Raw genomic sequence first — 18,590 nt, forward strand, 5'->3', positions numbered from 1 at the left:
GTTTTTAGCCATGCGACAGGGCACAATAAAAAGCCGTATTGCTACGACTTTGATTTCTAAAGGGGTCGAATTCGTTTAAAATTTATTTTCCCCATTTTCGCTTGTAATTTTTCTTAATATAGTTAACGTCAATTGCAATATCTGCAATAGCTGATTGGTTATCTAAAGTAGCAGCTTTAACAGACGCAAACTCTTCGTTTGTTGCCAGAGCGTTTCGTTGAACGATTGATTTTAGCTCCATGATTTCTTTGTTTTGATTTTTAATTGCTTCTGCTTGCATAGCATTTTCCGCAACCAGCATCACAATAGCCCGTTCGAGTTTACGTTTCTTTTTGATTCGCTTATTCATCGCCTTCTCCTTTATTTAACTTTGTTGCACACGACATTTTAGGGACAAAATTTTCCGCAGCTTCTAAGGCTTTTTCGTAAGCTTCTTTTGTTTCATTGACTTTATTCATGATTTGTTGAAATTCGTCTTTGTTTTCCCAAGTCATTTCGACATTTAATGATATTTTATTCATATTTTTCTCCTTTTTGGGCATAAGAAAAGCACCAGATTGCTCTAGGTGCTTAATATATTGCGTTTTCTGGATCTGGACCAATCGCCACCCCGCTATTAATAGCTTTGTTTAATTCCAGTGTTGCATCTGGTAGAACCTTTTTCCACTCATCAAAGTAAACGTCTGGCTCCCAAAAAAATACTCTATCAAGCGAGTCTTCTCCAAACTTTTCAAGATATTGTTTTTCAGCGTCGTCATATTTTTGACGCAGTTGCCGATGTAATTTTGGTTCCATATTTATCACACTTTCACAAATAATCCAATAATAAAATTCAAAAATTCAGGGTCGTCATTGATTGTCTTGTAGTCATATTTCCATGTTTTTTTGTCAAAGGACTTAGCAAATCGTTCTTCAGGAACAAAAATACCTTGTAATCCCATAGTGAAAACTTCAGCTGCATCGCTGTAGTATTTACCAATATATGGTGATATAAAGTCATCTTTCTTAGTAACTTCCCCAATACCATAATTTGAACTTGGAAAAATATCTTTCAAGCGAACCTCAGCTTCATTAGCAGTTCTTTTATCTACCCAGGCTTTCTCTAATCTTACTAAATCAGGATTAACCAGTTCAATCATATGTCCTATCTCATGGTAAGGTGTTGTTTTTCTTGTTCCATTTGTAGCAATAACTAAATCTTCATCATATCCATCGAAGTAACCGCGCTTCCTTTTTATAGCTTTTAGTTTTTTACCAATACCGTCCGGAACAGCTGCCCACTCAGTTGGATAATTTTGAAAAGCCTCTTGTAGCTGGTCTTTAACAAGTTTAGATGAACCTTTTGCCCAAGTATTTTTAGGTATTTCTCCACCGATTTCACGAAAATTTGAGAAAATTTCTTTTAATTTCTCTTTATCTCCTATATGTTCTGAAACTCTAAAGTGATAATTGATACGTTTCCCTATATCAATTATATCACTCGGACCAACCTTTGTCATATCTAACTTAGCGATATCATTTTTGATAGATTCTACTAGAGCACTTTCCTTAAATTTTTCAACCCTTTCTATAGATTCTTGAGTTTTTTCTTTCTTTCGCCAGATTTTACTCCAAGCACTCTGAACTTTTCCATTCTTCGGGTCATAGTCAAGCGTACATCGACACCGCTGATGTCTTCTCCATACGTCCTTAGGGACTTTTGGATAACTATAAGTGCCAACAACCTCACGACACCATTCACAACAGTTGCCACTTTCTGTTCTGACAACCTGTGGCGTCATACCTGTTTTATATTGTAAATCCGCATTTGCCTTGATGGTATCATCCACAATGGACTGCGAAAAATTAACAATCGGTTCACCAAACAGCCATTTTACATCATCAAATGTATTCTCGCTATCCAAACGATTTACCATCCCGTTAATCTTGTCTCGATTTAGCGGTGGACGTTGCACCTTTAGACCAATCTGAGCATTCTCATTTAAAATCCGCTGAACATCACCAGCATAACCTGAAATCAATTTGTAATTCCGTCCCATAGTCTCATCTAAGAGACGCTTAGCGATATTGTAATACATTTTACCGTCTGGTAATTTATCCGAGCTAACAGAACCTGTCAGAGCCAAAGATAAAAGTCTTCCGACTTCAATAGCAAACTCATTGACTGTTTTATAGGTCACTTTTTTAGCTTGCAATTCTGCAAAAGCCTTGGTTACAACATCACTTTCGCCAAAATACTTTTCAAAATCTTGTCGAACAGATTTTAGTAGCTTAGGTAAGACATCATCAACCATCAGTTGTTACCTCCGTGATAGCAGGTATAGGTTTATCAGCCCCTTTTACTCCCGTTAAATCACGGATAACATCTGCATCCATGAAACCAGGGATAGCTTGATTAAGTTTGATAGCTCCATCCCCTACTAAAGTTAGCATATTTGCATCAGCTTCAAAGAGAGGCTCCCATTTAATTACTGTATCCATGAATTGATTACGAAGATAAGGAAATTCATCTCTTAAACAAACAGCAATATACGCCACATTTAGAAATCCAGAAGAAAAAGAACGTTGAGCTTTGCGTCCTGCTGCTCTCAAATTCTCATGTGCCGCTTTTATTGACTCAACAGACGATGGGTTGTCAGATGGAAAACCAAGGTCATCAAGAGTGAGACCGGAACCACCAGCAAATAGCGAAGCATACATTTTCAAGTGTTCCATGAAAGGGGCCATGCTTGCTGTTGTGAATTGCCCAACTGTTGGCTTGTCGCCATCCTCGTCTTTTGAGATTTCGAGTAACGTTGACACCGTAGCACGCCACTTTTCCATCGGTTCAGCGTCTGGATCCATTCCCAAAACATATTTTTGTGGGAATGAGTAAAACTCAGCCGTAACCTCTGCTCTCTCAAGCGTTCTCTTCGCTGCCTTTTGATGATACATTCCAGCCTTGGTAATGCGACTGCGACCAAATGGTCTAACTGCGTCTGGTCTGTGAATGATAGGTACAAGCAAGGGGTGACCTGTTGGATTTTTAATATTATATGGTTTCCCTTTTTTTGGATAATACCAGATGTCTTTGTCTGTGAAATAGGCCTCTAACGTAGGATTACCGTTTGAGTCAGACTCTAAAATTGCATAACCCTCTGTTAATAAAAATGTAGTTGGGTCAAGTATCCCCGTCGCTTTACTAGCTTCGATAACTTGCATTTTAGGTAAGCCGTCTTCCGCTCCTGGCATGATGTACACAAAGCAACAAGATGCAATTAATGCTGACTGTATGGCTGTATCAAAAAAGATATCAGGGTTATTCGCTTTAAAAATTTCCCAAGCATTAAAATCATCGTTGGTAAACTCCCTGAAAATAATACGGTCCGCAAGGCTATCAACCCCTTTAGCGGTCCATTCTAACACAGACCTGTACATTTCACGCACATTATTTGGCATGACAATACTTCGTGTGTCGTCTCTGTCATCCATGGCATAATAACGATATCTTTTATCAACTCCAGTTTTAAAAAGAGCTAACTTCCTACGAAGATAGCCCATACCCATATAATTCATTTCTGCTCCTTTATTTTTTGCATGACTAAATCTACAAAGTTTTCTTCATGTACATCTATTCCTTCAATAAGTGTTATTCCAGTAAAACCAAATTCAGATTCATTTGCCAAAATTTCCTTTTTTAGTTTTTTATAGTGCTGCGCTAAATTACGTATTTTTTTAGGCTTTTCTGTCACATCTGTGTTAGGATTTAGGACTTTCTTTTTTTCTTTCCTCTGTTCAGCCCGTTTTTGTTTCATCAATTTACGTTGTTTCTCACGATTGCCTTTCTTACGGCATTCTTCAGAGCAATATAAAGTTCTATTGGTTTTTGCTTGGAAGTTTTTTTTGCAAATTAAGCATTTCTTTTTCAATGAAATTCAACCTCCAAAATTTTCTAAATCCTAACGTGAGAAAAAATGTACAGTGACGGCGTGAAGCTCGGCCGACCGACCGGGTAGGGAGATACCCCCCATTTCGCTTCTAAGAGCTTTTAGTATAAATCAATATATTTGCCTAAAATCACTTTTTAAATGCAAAAGATGACCAGTCTCGACTTTGAGGAAGGTTTCTGTTGCCAATTGTCTTTGGCTCGTTGCTTGCTTGGTTAGCAAACAACTTATCAGACTTCTGCCTGTTGCACTGCCAGTGAGTTAACTGTAAGTTCTCAAGCGCTGATGGATGACCACCTTTTGCGATAGGAACTATATGATCTATTGCTGCGCTTAATGGATGTGGATACTTAAGAGACTTGTCCACTGGCTTGCCACAGATACCACAGACAGTGGCTGCCTTTAGTAACTTCTTTTTATTTCTGTCAAATGCTACCCGGTGGGTACCTTTTTTATCTGCCCTTAACTGAGACATGGATGGGCCTTTCTAAATTTAAAAGAGGGGGGTATTTTCTTACCTGTCCCTCATTTCTTGATAATACTATATTATCACTTTAAAACTGTCATGCACTGTTATTCACTGTCAATCGCTGTCATTTACTGTCAAATTATTTAATTCCTTAGTTGCAACTCTTAACAGTCTGAAATAGGTGCTTTCGCTGCAATTTAGCTCATCAATCACTTGCCATCTAGTCATCTTATCAATATAGACCATGCTCAAAATCGTTTGACTGTCTGTATTTTCAAGGCTATCAATCAGGTTTTGAAGCTCTCTTTGTTTTCTTATAGCTTCAGCAGTCTTCTTTTCAATATCTTTGGCAGTTGCAATCAACTCTACGTAAACATCATCTTGCTTACGTTTTATACCACCATTCACCTTATCAGACGACCATTTAGGGCTAGAAAGCAACGAAGCCTCAATCTTATCTCGACGTCTGATTAAACTAGCGATATATAAATCTAAATTGCGTAAGTCTTTTAAAATTGCCTTAGCTTTGCTCACTAACTAGCTCCTTTTTGATATAATAGATTTGTCAAATTATTAACTAAGGAGTCAGCTGTGAGCTGGCTTTTTTGTGGAGAAAAGCCCTCTCTTCCTTTTTTTTATTTTGACACAGGCGCAGGATGTCAGTATTAGCGCCTTAAATAATAGCCAGTGACCGATAACCAGCGTTAGATTTTGTTTTGGTGTAAGGAGGTTCTCGTTTCTATTTTTTAATTTCGGTCAATACCAACCGCACGAGTCGAACGTGCGTGATACCGTTATTGGTTATATCCATTCAATTAGTGGATTTTCAATGTGTTCTATCCCATCACCAATCCACTCTTTGACATTAAATTCTCGCTCAATATCTTGAGTCCTTGGCATAACGTTAATATCACTAAAACTCAGCATGTCGTCTTTTGTATTTTGCAAAAAATAAATGTTTTTAACTTGTCTTGTTAAAGAGTCGCCATGCACCACCACACCATTTATCCCTCTTATAGACATATTAAAGAGTAGAAACGGTACTGCTTTGTCCGATAACTCTTCTACGTGATACCAGTATTTACTCGGACGATAAGTAAATGGACTGTCATTTAATCGTTGTTCTTGCCATGCTTGGATAAGTATCCCACCCGTCCCGACTGCTACCTCGTAGTATTGATTACCACTTATTATTTTAGATAATAGTGTACTAACCGATTTAGGCGTAAAGTCTTGCTTTTTATTTTTGCGGTCAGCTTGTTCTTCCTCAAAATATTGCATAAACCAGTCGTAAGATACATCTGTTTCATATTTCAAAAACTGTCTAAATATATCCTCACGACTATCTTTATCAAAGAGTATGTCCGTAAGTCGTTTGGGTGCTTTATAAACTTCGTCGATGCCTAGTATGCGATGTATCTCATCGATCTTAATCATGTTACCCTCCGTTATTCGTTAAATCAGCAATCCGCTTTGTCTGTCTCTGATTTTGCTCACTCGCACGTTTAAGCTGCTTTTGTGTCCTGCTTAGCTGTGTACGTAGTCCGTATATTTGCGGTTCATAATAGCTTTTAAGCGATACGCAAAGCCCTGATACGACAATCAGCATAACTGTTAGTGCAGCGATAATGATGCTTTTCTTTTTGATTGCTTTGTCTTTTTTTACTAACTCATAAAGCAAGCAATCAATCATCTGTTCTTCAGTCATCCGTTTACCCCTTCATGTAGTACTCGTTTACGCGCTTGCCGCTAGCTAACTCTAGCTGTCTAATAAACCGCATCGCTTCGTTTTTAGTAGTAGTCATGTGTCTCCAATTCATCAAGATAGCCTTGATTGACATAGTATGAGCCAATCAAAATAGCGTCTGCTTCGTCGTCTTTGACCGATTTATTAAATTCTTGCTCCACTTTTATTTTTGACTGTAATTTCATGGACTTCTTGCTTCGGTCTTTGTAGCTAAACTTCCAATACTTACGCCACGTTGATACATTGATAAACACGACGTTATCAGCTATTAATCTTCCTAAGATAATTCCTGTAACAATACCGATTTTAAGCATGGATTGCTGGTTAGGTCCCATAACCGAGTTTTTTTCGACTGCGATTGTACTAAAATAGCAATCGTATTTTTTTAATGCTCGTGACTGGATTAGCCTTAATTGACTAGCCATATAGCGGCCGCGCTCAAAGTAGGATTTACTCTTATGTTTTAAGACACCACTCTGGATAAGATCTGAGCCTTTAAATAAGGCCCACCCTGTTCCAGATGTTGAGATGTCTAACGATAAAACTAGATTGCTCATTCAAGCACCCCGCGAATGCCAAGGGTTTCAAAGATATTTCTCTTGTTATCTTCGATAAATGAGAATACTTTTATGATTTCGTCTATGTCTTTCTTGTGCTCTTTAGCAAAGTATGAAGATGTTAGATTGATTTTAGTTTTGGGTTTAGCTGCAAGAATGAGGTCGTAGGCTGTTTCGAATAACTCTCCATCTTCATCAAGTGACGGTTCGTCGTCAATCTTTTTAAAATCACTAATAAAATCCCATTGCATAGTCAAACTGCCAGAGATGGCAAAGATTCGGTTTACTCTATCTAAAATTAGTGCTGTTCCTGTTCCTGTAATTTTGATTTGTTCCATATTTTTCACCTTTTTAAAATCCACACTCGCCCTAAAATTGTGTGTGAGCATTGGCAAGGACGAGTGTAGCAATTCTTCATATCATCGATCCTGTTAACTTGACGATATTCCAACTTTCCTTTCTCACTCGGAAAATATTGATACTGCAAAGGTCGAGCTTCACTTTGCAATAGGTTGTTAATTGAGTTCTTCGACGCCTAATATTATCAGCTTATGGCTTCCAAATCTAAGTAAATGGTCGTACGTTTCTTTAAACGCTATCGGAGCCATGTGTTGATTTTCTGCTTCAGTTTCTGCACCAATGTCTAAATTTGCAATCTTAGCTGATACATAGTATTTAGTCATTTCTATCTCCTAAAAAATCATTACTCTTTGTGTTAATTGATTGGCTCTACAATACTCGCAATGACCGCAAGGCTTAGGTTTTTCTAGGCCTTTTTTAACATCATCTAAATGCTTGATGTTTTGGGCTAAATCGTCTAACTCATTTTGCATAGCATCTACATTTTGGATTCTGATGGCTCTCGTGTCTGGCGGCGTTTCTTTAGTCACTGCATAAATAATCGGCTTAAACGGCTTATTGTATTTAGCTTCTAGCATGGTTTTGTAAGCAGCCATCTGCAAAATATATCCATAAGCTTCAAACCATCTGACACGCTCTTCTCTATTCCAGATTGTGTCGTCAATCGGCCCTTTTGTTGTTTTGATGTCTACAAAATAGCCACGTTCAACATTCAAGCAGTCGATTTTACCCTTGAATTCAACCTCGCCAAGAAATCCTGTGATTGCTGCTTCTTTTTCTCCTTGGTATATGGCCATGAAGTTACTGTCATTTTTAAGCGCTTCAATCATCTGTTCTGCGACTAAATAGTCTTTTTTGAGCTGACCTTTAGTTGTTCCTCTGGTCGAAATCATTTCAGAGTCGTTTTGGGCTTTGAATTCTTCATGAGCTGCTTTACTCTCAAAGTAAGAGTGGACATAGTTCCCGACGAGCAGCGCAGTGTTATCTCTGGTATCTGTCCAACCCCCTCGTAATTCAGCAAGCGCCCTTGCCTCGCACTCTCTAAAACGCTTGTACTGACTAATGGACCAGTATTTAATCGCTGATTCACGGCTATAATAGTCCTTTCCGAGCAAGTCTAACTTCGTCATGGCATTAAGTCCCCAAGGTTATCAAAGAGGTTGCCTTCGCTAGCTTTAATTTCGCCTGTCTCTTGGTCGAAATCAGGGATTTCATCAGCCGGATAAGACGTATCTTCTAAAGCCGTCTTATTTTCGTCTGCGAGCGTTTTTTCTTCTTCGTCATGTAAATCTTCAGTTACGTCTTTTAAATTATTAGGAGCATCCTTATTTTCGTTCTGGTGACCAATTAGGTCGTCAAGGCTATTTGCTTCTTGTGGGGTAATGTCTTTTGGGGTAGAAATCGTTGAATCTTGATTATCTTCCTCGATAGCTTTCTGCATCTCAACTGATAACGGACCATATTTACTCAAAATATCTTTTAAAATAGTTTTTTGAGCCATTGCATCAAAGTCTGTTTTCCAAGGACCGCTAGCAAACGATTTTGAAAATTTCTTTCCATGTGCAGTTACTTTTTCTACTGTCCAAAAAGAAACTTTCTCGAATCCATTTAAAAGTTTAAAAGCGGCAAAATACCCTACAATTTCATCTTGTGGCTTGCTAAAGTCAAGGATTAATTCCTCGAACAAAGGGTTGTAAGAAATTAATTGTGATTTATAGACGATACCTGCATTAATATTTTTGTATTGTCCGCTGCGCTGAGCTAACTCAATCAACCCTTTATAGCCTAATTGGAATTGTGCTTGACCTTTGTACGGAACTAAATAGGCCCTTCCTAAGCTTGGCTCAATAGGCAGATTTAACACGGCTGCTTTCATAGCTGCTGCATAAATAGATTCATTAGATGCCGATTTCAAACTTTGACTACCTTGTAGTACTGACAAGATGCTTACTGCGAACTGTGTCCCGGCGCCTTTCCAAACGTCATCAAAAGCTTTTTGAATTGTTGGTGCGTTAAAAAATTGTTTGTGTGTGTATGTTGATAATTGATTTGCCATCTCTATTCACCTCCAAAAACCTGCTCAAACATTCCGTTTACCATACTTTTAACTTTTTGCTCTTTTGTTAACTCTGGAACATCCTCGCCATCAATAAATTTTAGGTCATATGATGCTTCGATAACTACAACATCACACCCAAGCGTTTCTGCCAAATTATCAATTTTTTCTTTTTGTATGTTGTAAGCTTCTTCTGGTAAAAATGATGCCAGTTGAATGCTATCTGTAAGTTCCACATTATAAGCAAGTACATCTTTTTTGTTTTTGAAACTCTTTAAAAAACTTCCGTCTTCAGTGTTTCTTAGCACTACAATTTTTTCTTTGATGTTCATTTCATTTCCTCTTCCTGTGTTTTAGTTGCTCTCCCAGTCTTCACTAAATTTAAAATCATTGGATTTGCTCACATAATCCCTCGACTGCAGCATGTATATCTGTCTGACCTGCGCCAAGATATGTTATTCCCGCTGCTAAAAAGACTTCTCGTGAAGTTAGAACTCCACCGAGCTCATCAATTGCCTGATCAAGGTATATGCTAAACGTTTCAAGTTCTTGTTTAGCTCTGATTTTTGCTTTTTCTGCTTGTTCTGGTGTCATATTTTCTCCTAAATCGCATATTTCTTGCGCAATTGCCGCAATAGTGTCATGTACTGTGATTTATCAACAAGCCCGAAATCAAGCAATCTCTCACGCTCTTGATGGCTTGCTCTGTACCAGATAAGCGTTTCTCTATGCTGTTTTGTCATAACACATTCTCCTGTTTATATCGCTCTATTCTTAATCGGTCTGCTTCTGCTGTTGTCATACCGGTTCCAAAAGCGTATAGGTTTATCCAATTAAAAATTGGCTTAACTCCATTTTTTTCGATTCCTTCGGCGCAGTAACTAGCAAACTTAGCAAAAGTCTCTTTACTCGCCGTTTTACCAAAATCTTTTTTGATTTGTTTGTTAAAAAAATTAAAAATCTCCTGATCCATCTTCTATACCGTCCATGCTTCCTAGAGCAAATTCTTTTAAATCTGGTTCTTTGTAGTCTGGATTCGACCAGCTTGGGACGTTTGAGGTAGTTACACTTCGTTGTTTTTTACTATCGTCAAACCGTTGCAACCTGTCTCTGACCTTTTCTACTGTCGTATCTCCAGATTTATACCAATCAACTAAGATTTTATTGATATACTTCCAACTGATTTTGTTGTTTTCTACCGCTTCTCTTAAGGCAAGGTTGACAACTTCAATTGGCATGTTATCTTCGTGAATCCACTTTTGAATATCTTCGATTTCAAATGGCGATATCATCCGTCCAAAAGTTAATTGGAAATTTTCAAAAAGCTTTTTTTCGTCCATAGCTCCTCCTGATGTTGATGATGATGCTTATTATCTGTTAGTATTTATTGTTATTTAGTATTTATTTATAAGTTAGTATTTATTAGTTGGCTAATTTGTTGATTAGCAAATTGCACATTAGCAAATTGCACATTAGCAAATTAGGTATTAGCAATTTTTTCTAGTTCTAAGTCCTGTTCTGCCTTCAAAGTATTGAACGCCTCGTCGCTTATTTTTCTGTCAGAACAGAATCTATAGGCTTCGGTACCATATCGCCCGCCAAATGATTTTCTATAAGTTCTGATATACTTGGCATTCTCTAACGCTTTCAACTGGCTTCTGATTGCAGATTCGCTATCCTTACAACGTCTAGCGAGTTCTTCAGGATAGACTCTCCATTCGTCTGCATTACTCAAAATGGTTAGCAGCAGTCCTTTTTCCTTATTGAAAAGTTCTTTGTCCTGAATAAATTCATTGCTAACAGCTGTGTAACTACCTGTTAATGTCTTGAAAAATGTACTGCATTAGCTGACAACCCCTCCTCTTGCACGCTTCTTGCTCCATCCTTTGCTGTTTTTTAAAGCTACTTCCCTAAAAATTTTCCGCTTATTCTCTGGCGAATTGTGTTTTTTAATGACTTCGTGTTGCACCCTAGCAATGACCGCTAAGATAACGGTTGTTGCTAACAAAAATAATTCTAATTTGTTCATGTTATACTCCTACTCTTTTTTCAAATTTAATATTTTCAAGCATTTCTGGCAGTGTCTCTTTTTTTGTTTTGTAACGATTGCGAGATTTCCACTGTACAAACAGTTTGAATCCTTTGTAATCAATGAATACGATTCTATGCGTTGGATTTAATACAAACTGTTTAAAGTCTGGATGATCACGCATTTCTGTCGCCCACTGCTTTGCAGTAGCAACTGTCAACCCCTCCCATTGTTGAATCAAGTGTTTATAATCACCATGAGAAGCTGTTTCATTAACATCAACTGCTCTATAAGTAATTTCTGCTTTTGGCATATTAATATCCTCTCTCTTGTGTTATAATTAAGTAAATATTTTTTGTTTGGAGTCCGATTCCCGTCGGACTTTTTATTATCTAATTAAGTTGGTTCTATTAGTAAAACTCAGGCTTAATGTTTACATTGAATCGAAGTCTATCCTTTGGATGGGCTTCTTTTAGTTTCTTTACTTCCGTGATTGCTTCTTCAGATGTTGTGCAATATAGGGTAAATGTTATTTCGTTCATGTGTGTCCTTTCTACTATATGATTTTAAATCATATAGTGTTTAAAATTTTTGTGTTGCTTGCTTGTTTATCCCAAGAATGTCATCGGTAGATACATCGAAAAACAAAGCTAGACTAATAAGATACTCACCTGAAATCTTTGTCTGGTCTTTTTCCCAGTTGCTGATAGATGTTTGAGTAACACCTAATTCTTTTGCCAATTCACGCTGTGACATCTTATTATGTTTAGCTCTTAATTCTGCAATAGTTACCATAGCTGAGTCGCTCCTTTCTTGATGATGATTACATTCTATATGATTTTAAATCTTGCGTCAAGTGTTTTATATGATTTATTTTCTGTTTTTTGAAAAAATCGTAAATCATATAGTTTATTTAAAACTTTTTTCTTATATGGTTGATTTATAATCATGGTTTTGATATAATTTACTTATCAAAATTAAAAAGGAGGTATCCTATGGAGCAATTAGGGGACCGAATAAGAAAGTTGAGAGAAGGGCGCAACATGACTCAGACTGAACTTTCAGAAATATTGGGCATGAAAACCTATACTACTGTTTCAAAGTGGGAGAAGAATGAAAATTTTCCAAAAGGTAAAGACCTAAAAAAACTAGCAGAGATTTTCAACGTTACCTCTGACTATCTTTTAGGACTCACAGATAGTAAACTTGGGAAAATCACAATACAGAACGAACAACCTGAAATCGTTTCTATATACAACCAACTAGAACAACCTAGACAAGAAAAAGTCCTCAACTTCGCTAACGAACAATTAGAAGAACAAAATAAAACCGTTTCTATATTCGATAAAAAATCTGAGGAGACAGAAGATTATATCACTGACTACGTTGAGGGATTGGTTGCCGCTGGTCTTGGGGCATACCAAGAAGACAATTTACACATGAAAGTTAAACTACGTTCTGATGATGTCCCCGATGAGTATGATACTATTGCAAAAGTAGCTGGCGATTCAATGGAACCACTTATTCAAGACAACGATTTGCTATTCATCAAGGTATCTAGCCAAGTCGATATGAATGATATAGGGATATTCCAAGTCAATGGTAAAAACTTTGTAAAAAAACTCAAGCGTGATTATGATGGCGCTTGGTACTTGCAAAGTTTAAATAAAAGCTATGAGGAAATCTATCTATCAAAGGATGACGACATCCGCACAATCGGTGAAGTTGTGGATATTTATAGGGAATATTAAAGGAGACTGTTATGGCAAAAGTCATATTCCAAGATAACTTTCTCTTAATGGGAACAAATTATCATGAAAAAGAAGCTAATAAAGTTATGGCTGAAATTGGTAAGAAATCACCATACTGGGATAAGGATAAAGATTTTATTTCTGACTACATAAAATCAAACTTCAAGGATATCTACAAGTATTACAGGGTCTCAACAAAAGATGTAGAGATTGTCAGAGAACCTCTTAATCGTCACGATCCAAATGCCATAAAAGTCATGGTAAACAAAACTTTTGTTGGCTACTTTCCAGCAGACTTAGCTAAACGATTAACCCCTTATGTAAAAAAATCTAGTCATTACCAAATGGAAGCAACCCTTACTGGTCGTGGTGGACAATACAAAACACTCAAAAACGATTTAAAGACCGTGGTTACTAAAAAGAAAGATATAACTTATAAGTTACGATTGACTATTTTAAAAGTAGATAGAGTATCAAAAAGTAAAAATGCTGGATTATTAGAGTCGATAGCATCTTGGTTTCTCAACTAACAAAAAAGCCCCACGCTCAAATTTGGCGAGGAGAGCGTGAGGCGAATCTAGTATAGTAAAAACCTGCTTCGCAGTAGGTCTCTTTACTATACCTATTTTAACAGAAAATGAGGTAAAAAACAAATGTGGATAGAAGAAACTGATAACGGTAAATTCAAATTTCGTGAAAATTATAAAGATCCTTACACTGGAACATGGAAACCTGTATCCGTTACTATGGAGAAGGATAATTCAAGAGCTTATAAAGCAGCTCGAAAAATCCTTGAACAAAAAATAACAGAAAAAATAGCGCAATTAAAGGCCTCTGAGTTACTTTTCACGGAACTTTTAGATGAATGGTGGGCGTTTTATAAGAAAGAACTTAAAAGGTCGTCTGTAGCTTCTCTGAGAGGTAATATCGAAGAGATAAGGGAAACTTTTGGAATAGGTGTTAAAGTAGTGAATATTGATCCTAAATACGTTCAGAATTATCTCGATAACCTAGATTGCTCTAGGAATAAAAAAGAGCGTAATAAGTCTATGCTAAACTTAGCATTTGATTATGCTGTTGGTTTGGATATTATCCAAGATAATCCTGCAAGACGTGCTAAACTCCCAAGGGTAAAGAAAACTCTTGAAGACTGGAAAAAGGCTGAAGAAAAATATCTTGAAGAAGATGAAATTAAACCATTATTGAAAGAATTGTACAGAAGACCTAGCACTTACCGACTTGGTTTGTTGGCTGAGTTTATCAGTTTGAACGGTTGTCGTATCGGTGAAGCTGTCAGCATTGAGCCGTGCAACTACGAATCTAAGTCAAGAATATTGCAGTTGCACGGAACATTTGATCATACAGAAGGATATCGTAACGGGGAAAAGACAGCACCAAAGACATTAGCTTCTTATCGTGAAACCATCATGACAAGTAGAGAACTTGAAATTCTACAAGAGTTAGAATTTATGAACGAACTAGAAAAAAATACAAATCATAGATATAGAGATATGGGATACCTTTTTACAACAAAAAACGGTGTTCCAATTCAGACTAACTCATTCAACTTAGCTTTAAAAAAAGCTAATGAAAGATTGGAAGACCCAATTACAAAAAAACTTACTAGCCACATCTTCCGTCACACTCTTATTAGCCGTCTAGCAGAGAATAACGTGCCGCTAAAATCAATCATGGAACGTGTAGGACATGCAGACGCTAAAACTACTGCCCAAATTTATACTCATGTCACAAAGAAAATGAAATCAAGTGTAGCTGATATTATGGAAAACTATTAAATTTTTTACCCCTTTTTTACCCCCCTGAACACAAAAAAGCCCACTGCACAGGCTACAACGCTTGTACAATGGGCTTTTATATATGCAATTATTTAACAGCGTCTTTAAGAGCTTTACCAGCTTTGAAGGCTGGAACTTTTGAAGCTGCAATTTCAATTTCTGCACCAGTTTGTGGGTTACGACCTTTACGAGCTGCACGTTCGCGTACTTCGAAGTTACCAAAACCGATCAATTGTACTTTTTCACCTTCAGCAAGGAAAGCTTCGATTGTAGAAAACACGGCATCAACTGCTGCTGCTGAATCTTTTTTAGTCAATTCAGTTGCTTCTGCAACCTTTGCGATTAAATCTTGTTTGTTAGCCATTTAACAAATCCTCCAAATAATTAGTAAGCTTAATGCTTTAACAGATATTATCATATCTAAAAAAAGCGATTAGGTCAAGTATTTAACGTTATTTGAGCTTATTTCTTATAGATGTTAAAACTGATTTCATCATTAAATAAATCAATTTTCTTGGCTTTTAAATAAACCTTAGCATCATTTTGGATATCTTGTAAATTAACAACGATAGCTGATTGATTTGGCATCACTTTAACAAAGCTTGGCAATTTGTAGCTTGATTTCAAATACTGCAAAACATCTTTTTCTGGGAGTGGCAGAGTTCCCACTGAAAAAGAGATCACCTGTAGTTGGACAGCTCCATTTTCTAGACGATGAGGTTGAAAATAGATATATAAAGGGACTTCATACCCTAATAATTGATAAGTTCCTTCAAACAAAATAGAAGAAGATGTCGCATAAAATTTATAAGACATTTTTTCAGTCTGATAATCTTTAAGATAACTTGCTACAGTTTCGTTAAGCTGTTCTCTGGTTGTAACAAATGTACCAATTTTGATATTTTTAACTGGTTTTTTAGCAATCAGTTCTGACTCAGGTTCTCTTACTTGAATGAGACGACTTGCAATAACCATCAAAAAGGCGGTATTAAAAGCAAGCAGACATAAGAAGCTCCACTTCCACCAATTAAGGTTTGATTTTTTTTTCATGCTTTTTAATTTTCTCCATTACTGCATTTGACATGATTTGATAGCCAGTATTATTTGGGTGAAAATGGTCCCCAGTAAACAAGGCATCATTGACAATTGTAGTTTGATCTCCTGAAGAATGAACAATTCCTTCTTGTCCATTTATCCCTTTATACAAGAGGTCATTTATTGGCACAAAGTACACACGATCGTATTCTCCAACAACCTCCTTAGTTTTGGTATTCCAGTCATCAATCACTTTTTGCATATCAGTTAGTTCTGGAAAATTCAAATAAAACGGATTATAGATGCCTAAAATAAAAATAGGAAGATCTTTATTATCTTTTCTGGCTAACTCGATAATCTGTCTTAATCGTTTTTGATACTGACGAGCTGGCTTTCTAAAACTAGAAACTTGCAAATCCGCTAAATTCTTCCGAATAACTGCCATAACATCATTACCACCAACGGTTAACGTCATTATATCTGCTTTTTTTAAAGATAACTGTATCTGCTTTTGTTTTATCATCCTATCAAGAATTTGTTGACTGGTATCACCAGATACGCCGTAATTTTGATGATTAACATTAGCCTTAAAATATTCACTGAGATCATTCGTTAACAAAGGAACAAAACCACCTTGATGAGTTAGATCACCTACTCCTTCTGTCAATGAATCTCCTATAGCAACATATTGGATAGCTACTTGTTCTTTTTTCAGAAAATCACTCTTTTTCAAACGTGAATTTGACTTAGGGATAATAATATTTAGCAATAAAAAGGCCAGACATAAACTAATAACAAAGAAAAATATCCCACTAAATAAATGACGATTATTCATAACGAACCATAACCGCAAAAGCTCCTTCTCCTGTATGTGTTTGGATGATAGAGCCTGTTTCTAAAACCGAAATAGAGTGGTTGTAATAAGCTGCGATTCTTTCTTTTAAGGTTAATGCCAGGCTAGCTTCACCAGCATAAGAAATAGCTATCTCTGCAATCGGGCGATGACTATTTTTAGCGAGGTAACTATCTAACCATTTCGTAAATGTTTTATTACCTCGACCTTTGACAAGCGTTTTTAACTCATCATTTTTAAGTGCCATAACAACTTTGACATTAAGTAGCGAGCTCAAAACACCCGTCACACGACCAATACGACCTCCTTTTACTAAATTTTCTAAGGTAGATACACCAATGTAGAGCTCTGTTTTTGATTTGATAGCTTGAACAGCAGCCAAAATCTCATTCAAACTAGCACCCGCTTTTGCCATCTTTGCTGCCTCAACGACCTGAAATTTCATGGCTTGATCAGTAAATCCTGAATCTAAAACTGTAACAGGTGCCTCAGCGATTTCAGCCCCCTGACGGGAAGCTTCAATAGTACCTGATAAAGCTGGTGAGAGGTGAATAGCAACAATGTCAGTTACTCCTTTTTTGACCAAATTTTCGTAAGTTTCAGCAAAGAGACCAACCGGTGGCTGACTGGTTTTGGGAAGGGATTTGCTAGCCTTCATAAGGCTCAAAAAATGACCTTCTTCTTTTAAATCATTATCAGAATATAATTTGCTATCAATCATGACAGATAAAGGTACTACAGTAATATCTAAAGCTTTAATTAATTCTGGTTCAATAGTTATTGATGAATCTGTAACAATTTTTATAGTTCCCATGTATTTTTCCATTCTAAACTAGTTTCTCACCTCTTTATTCTAACACTCCTTACTAAATAAAGCAAAACTGGTAGTGCTATTGAATAATCACTCGGTAGATAGGTATGGCGAGCACTAGCTGCTCGAAGAAAATGCCTTAGCAATAACGAGATACAAAACGAGGCAAAAGTCAACCTTTTCACGCTTGAACATTTGCCCCGTCTTTTACAACTACAATAACTTATTACCTAATTATTTATCTTCTTTGGTATCATAATCGGCGTTAATCCTAATATCATTAAACCAAGTAAAACTGGATAATAAGAGAACCCCTCTCCCGTTTGTGGCAGGGCTATTTTTCTTTTTGCAACTGCCATACCTAGCTTCCGACTATAAGGAACTGAAACATCTTCTTTTGAACTTCCAATAGAAGAGACTAGGCGCCTTAACTCCTCTATAACAACATCTGGAGTAGCAATAGGAAGGTGAAATCTCTTTTTCTTAGAAAAAGCTGATTCTGCTTTTCTGTCTTCATAATGAGCAGCTAATACTTCACTAAAGCTTTCACCTATAGAATAGACATGCGTTGTCAAATCAAATTTTTGAGCCATCGTTAATGCTAACTTTGTAGCTGTTACAGACAAAGCGTCCAGTTTGTTATCTAAATGTCCTCTAATTTCACCAGACCGCAGTGCTGTATCTGATAGGCTCCTCAAATGTGGTTTCGGCAATTCAGCCTCTAAATGGGGAGCACTAGAAACAGTAAGGCGTGTCTCAACAGCATCAGTTAAATCAAATAGCTCATCGTCACTAGGCATTATTACATTTTGCTCTGGCTCAATTGTATCTTCTTCATCTTCTTCATTTTCTTCATCTAATTCATCTAATTCATTTAATAACCTATCATCAGTTAAATTCTCAAACATCTTATCAGTTTCATTTTGAGAAATAAAAGAATCATCATCGAGAAAATCTTCATAGTCTCTGTCAGCATCATCAGTTGTTTGAGACGAGGACCATGCTAACATCTCAAGTTCATCTTTAGGGGCCACATCTTTTTCAACAAGTGTTGAGCAATCATCAAACTTATCTCCAGTTGCTGAGAGATGATTGGCACTAACAGTATCATTTCCACACGTTAAACTTGCTAACACAATGATGCTTGATAAACACGCTTTTTTACTAGTCATTTCTATCCCCTCAGCTTAAAATTCTCTT

General features: G+C 36.7%; 32 protein-coding genes. 3 read left to right on the forward strand and 29 right to left on the reverse strand.

Going from position 1 to position 18,590, the window contains the following annotated elements; genetic code table 11:
* Positions 1-82 precede the first annotated feature (82 nt).
* The 24 genes from B6D67_RS06620 to B6D67_RS06725 form a co-directional block, all read right to left on the reverse strand.
* Complete coding sequence (locus B6D67_RS06620) at positions 83-349, reverse strand: hypothetical protein (RefSeq protein ID WP_010922464.1); 267 nt, start codon at positions 347-349, stop codon at positions 83-85.
* Complete coding sequence (locus B6D67_RS06625) at positions 342-521, reverse strand: hypothetical protein (protein ID WP_015055972.1); 180 nt, start codon at positions 519-521, stop codon at positions 342-344. Before B6D67_RS06625 ends, B6D67_RS06620 begins: the two co-directional genes overlap by 8 nt.
* 49 nt (positions 522-570) lie before the next feature.
* Positions 571-795, reverse strand: coding sequence for a hypothetical protein (locus B6D67_RS06630; protein ID WP_010922466.1), 225 nt, complete (start codon positions 793-795; stop codon positions 571-573).
* 5 nt (positions 796-800) lie between these two features.
* Complete coding sequence (locus B6D67_RS06635; RefSeq protein WP_010922467.1) at positions 801-2,294, reverse strand: hypothetical protein; 1,494 nt, start codon at positions 2,292-2,294, stop codon at positions 801-803.
* Positions 2,287-3,555 (reverse strand): phage portal protein, encoded by a 1,269-nt coding sequence (locus B6D67_RS06640; protein ID WP_010922468.1) that lies wholly within the window; start codon positions 3,553-3,555, stop codon positions 2,287-2,289. The genes B6D67_RS06635 and B6D67_RS06640 overlap by 8 nt, the downstream gene beginning before the upstream one ends.
* Positions 3,552-3,908 carry a hypothetical protein gene (locus B6D67_RS06645; protein WP_002994106.1) on the reverse strand — a complete coding sequence of 119 codons (357 nt, stop codon included), beginning with the start codon at positions 3,906-3,908 and terminating at the stop codon, positions 3,552-3,554. Before B6D67_RS06645 ends, B6D67_RS06640 begins: the two co-directional genes overlap by 4 nt.
* A gap of 148 nt (positions 3,909-4,056) precedes the next feature.
* Positions 4,057-4,401: an HNH endonuclease signature motif containing protein gene (locus B6D67_RS06650; RefSeq protein ID WP_010922469.1), complete on the reverse strand. Its 345-nt coding sequence runs from the start codon at positions 4,399-4,401 to the stop codon at positions 4,057-4,059.
* Positions 4,402-4,509: 108 nt separating this feature from the next.
* A complete protein-coding gene (locus B6D67_RS06655) occupies positions 4,510-4,929 on the reverse strand; it encodes a DUF1492 domain-containing protein (RefSeq protein ID WP_010922470.1) in 420 nt (139 codons plus the stop codon).
* 267 nt (positions 4,930-5,196) lie between these two features.
* Positions 5,197-5,832 (reverse strand): N-6 DNA methylase, encoded by a 636-nt coding sequence (locus tag B6D67_RS06660; RefSeq protein ID WP_010922070.1) that lies wholly within the window; start codon positions 5,830-5,832, stop codon positions 5,197-5,199.
* A gap of 1 nt (position 5,833) precedes the next feature.
* Positions 5,834-6,103, reverse strand: a complete 270-nt coding sequence (locus B6D67_RS06665) for a hypothetical protein (RefSeq protein ID WP_002988369.1) — start codon at positions 6,101-6,103, stop codon at positions 5,834-5,836.
* An 83-nt stretch (positions 6,104-6,186) separates the two neighbouring features.
* A complete protein-coding gene (locus B6D67_RS06670; RefSeq protein ID WP_002988366.1) occupies positions 6,187-6,699 on the reverse strand; it encodes a hypothetical protein in 513 nt (170 codons plus the stop codon).
* Positions 6,696-7,037 (reverse strand): hypothetical protein, encoded by a 342-nt coding sequence (locus tag B6D67_RS06675; RefSeq protein ID WP_020837403.1) that lies wholly within the window; start codon positions 7,035-7,037, stop codon positions 6,696-6,698. Before B6D67_RS06675 ends, B6D67_RS06670 begins: the two co-directional genes overlap by 4 nt.
* Positions 7,038-7,214: 177 nt before the next feature.
* Positions 7,215-7,382: a hypothetical protein gene (locus B6D67_RS10270; protein ID WP_011285624.1), complete on the reverse strand. Its 168-nt coding sequence runs from the start codon at positions 7,380-7,382 to the stop codon at positions 7,215-7,217.
* Positions 7,383-7,391: 9 nt separating this feature from the next.
* Entirely contained in the window at positions 7,392-8,189 is a 798-nt protein-coding gene (locus B6D67_RS06680; RefSeq protein WP_011285625.1) for a PD-(D/E)XK nuclease-like domain-containing protein, read from the reverse strand.
* Complete coding sequence (locus B6D67_RS06685; RefSeq protein ID WP_011285626.1) at positions 8,186-9,115, reverse strand: recombinase RecT; 930 nt, start codon at positions 9,113-9,115, stop codon at positions 8,186-8,188. Before B6D67_RS06685 ends, B6D67_RS06680 begins: the two co-directional genes overlap by 4 nt.
* A gap of 2 nt (positions 9,116-9,117) precedes the next feature.
* On the reverse strand, positions 9,118-9,447 hold the full coding sequence (locus B6D67_RS06690) for a hypothetical protein (protein WP_002988359.1): 330 nt from the start codon (positions 9,445-9,447) through the stop codon (positions 9,118-9,120).
* A 55-nt stretch (positions 9,448-9,502) separates the two neighbouring features.
* Positions 9,503-9,709 (reverse strand): hypothetical protein, encoded by a 207-nt coding sequence (locus B6D67_RS06695; RefSeq protein ID WP_011017565.1) that lies wholly within the window; start codon positions 9,707-9,709, stop codon positions 9,503-9,505.
* Positions 9,710-9,717: 8 nt separating this feature from the next.
* Entirely contained in the window at positions 9,718-9,858 is a 141-nt protein-coding gene (locus tag B6D67_RS10140) for a hypothetical protein (RefSeq protein WP_011017992.1), read from the reverse strand.
* Entirely contained in the window at positions 9,855-10,088 is a 234-nt protein-coding gene (locus B6D67_RS06700; protein ID WP_002985387.1) for a hypothetical protein, read from the reverse strand. The genes B6D67_RS10140 and B6D67_RS06700 overlap by 4 nt, the downstream gene beginning before the upstream one ends.
* Positions 10,069-10,455 carry a DnaD domain-containing protein gene (locus B6D67_RS06705; RefSeq protein ID WP_011017564.1) on the reverse strand — a complete coding sequence of 129 codons (387 nt, stop codon included), beginning with the start codon at positions 10,453-10,455 and terminating at the stop codon, positions 10,069-10,071. Before B6D67_RS06705 ends, B6D67_RS06700 begins: the two co-directional genes overlap by 20 nt.
* Before the next feature lie 140 nt (positions 10,456-10,595).
* Positions 10,596-10,865, reverse strand: coding sequence for a helix-turn-helix domain-containing protein (locus B6D67_RS10430; RefSeq protein WP_011106700.1), 270 nt, complete (start codon positions 10,863-10,865; stop codon positions 10,596-10,598).
* Between the two features lie 93 nt (positions 10,866-10,958).
* A complete protein-coding gene (locus B6D67_RS06715) occupies positions 10,959-11,144 on the reverse strand; it encodes a hypothetical protein (protein WP_010922477.1) in 186 nt (61 codons plus the stop codon).
* 1 nt (position 11,145) lies between these two features.
* The gene (locus B6D67_RS06720) at positions 11,146-11,457 is read right to left on the reverse strand and encodes an excisionase (protein WP_010922478.1); all 312 of its coding nucleotides are present in this window, start codon (positions 11,455-11,457) and stop codon (positions 11,146-11,148) included.
* Positions 11,458-11,726: 269 nt separating this feature from the next.
* Positions 11,727-11,939 (reverse strand): helix-turn-helix domain-containing protein, encoded by a 213-nt coding sequence (locus tag B6D67_RS06725; protein WP_010922479.1) that lies wholly within the window; start codon positions 11,937-11,939, stop codon positions 11,727-11,729.
* 200 nt (positions 11,940-12,139) lie between these two features.
* On the opposite strand from B6D67_RS06725, the gene B6D67_RS06730 reads away from it, so the two are divergent.
* From B6D67_RS06730 to B6D67_RS06740, 3 genes are all read left to right on the forward strand, one after another.
* Positions 12,140-12,895: a helix-turn-helix domain-containing protein gene (locus B6D67_RS06730; protein WP_010922480.1), complete on the forward strand. Its 756-nt coding sequence runs from the start codon at positions 12,140-12,142 to the stop codon at positions 12,893-12,895.
* A gap of 11 nt (positions 12,896-12,906) precedes the next feature.
* The gene (locus tag B6D67_RS06735) at positions 12,907-13,425 is read left to right on the forward strand and encodes an HIRAN domain-containing protein (protein WP_010922481.1); all 519 of its coding nucleotides are present in this window, start codon (positions 12,907-12,909) and stop codon (positions 13,423-13,425) included.
* 123 nt (positions 13,426-13,548) lie between these two features.
* Positions 13,549-14,691 (forward strand): tyrosine-type recombinase/integrase, encoded by a 1,143-nt coding sequence (locus tag B6D67_RS06740; protein ID WP_003051793.1) that lies wholly within the window; start codon positions 13,549-13,551, stop codon positions 14,689-14,691.
* Positions 14,692-14,779: 88 nt separating this feature from the next.
* Here the strand turns inward: B6D67_RS06740 and B6D67_RS06745 are convergent, their stop codons facing one another.
* The 5 genes from B6D67_RS06745 to B6D67_RS06765 form a co-directional block, all read right to left on the reverse strand.
* The gene (locus B6D67_RS06745) at positions 14,780-15,055 is read right to left on the reverse strand and encodes an HU family DNA-binding protein (protein ID WP_002983920.1); all 276 of its coding nucleotides are present in this window, start codon (positions 15,053-15,055) and stop codon (positions 14,780-14,782) included.
* Positions 15,056-15,153: 98 nt separating this feature from the next.
* Positions 15,154-15,741: a YpmS family protein gene (locus B6D67_RS06750; RefSeq protein WP_010922482.1), complete on the reverse strand. Its 588-nt coding sequence runs from the start codon at positions 15,739-15,741 to the stop codon at positions 15,154-15,156.
* A complete protein-coding gene (locus B6D67_RS06755; RefSeq protein WP_002992620.1) occupies positions 15,719-16,561 on the reverse strand; it encodes an SGNH/GDSL hydrolase family protein in 843 nt (280 codons plus the stop codon). The genes B6D67_RS06750 and B6D67_RS06755 overlap by 23 nt, the downstream gene beginning before the upstream one ends.
* On the reverse strand, positions 16,554-17,393 hold the full coding sequence (locus tag B6D67_RS06760) for a DegV family protein (protein ID WP_002989125.1): 840 nt from the start codon (positions 17,391-17,393) through the stop codon (positions 16,554-16,556). The genes B6D67_RS06755 and B6D67_RS06760 overlap by 8 nt, the downstream gene beginning before the upstream one ends.
* 227 nt (positions 17,394-17,620) lie before the next feature.
* Entirely contained in the window at positions 17,621-18,562 is a 942-nt protein-coding gene (locus tag B6D67_RS06765; protein ID WP_011285633.1) for an LPXTG cell wall anchor domain-containing protein, read from the reverse strand.
* Positions 18,563-18,590 lie beyond the last annotated feature (28 nt).

Source organism: Streptococcus pyogenes (assembly GCF_002055535.1).
GTDB lineage: Bacteria > Bacillota > Bacilli > Lactobacillales > Streptococcaceae > Streptococcus > Streptococcus pyogenes.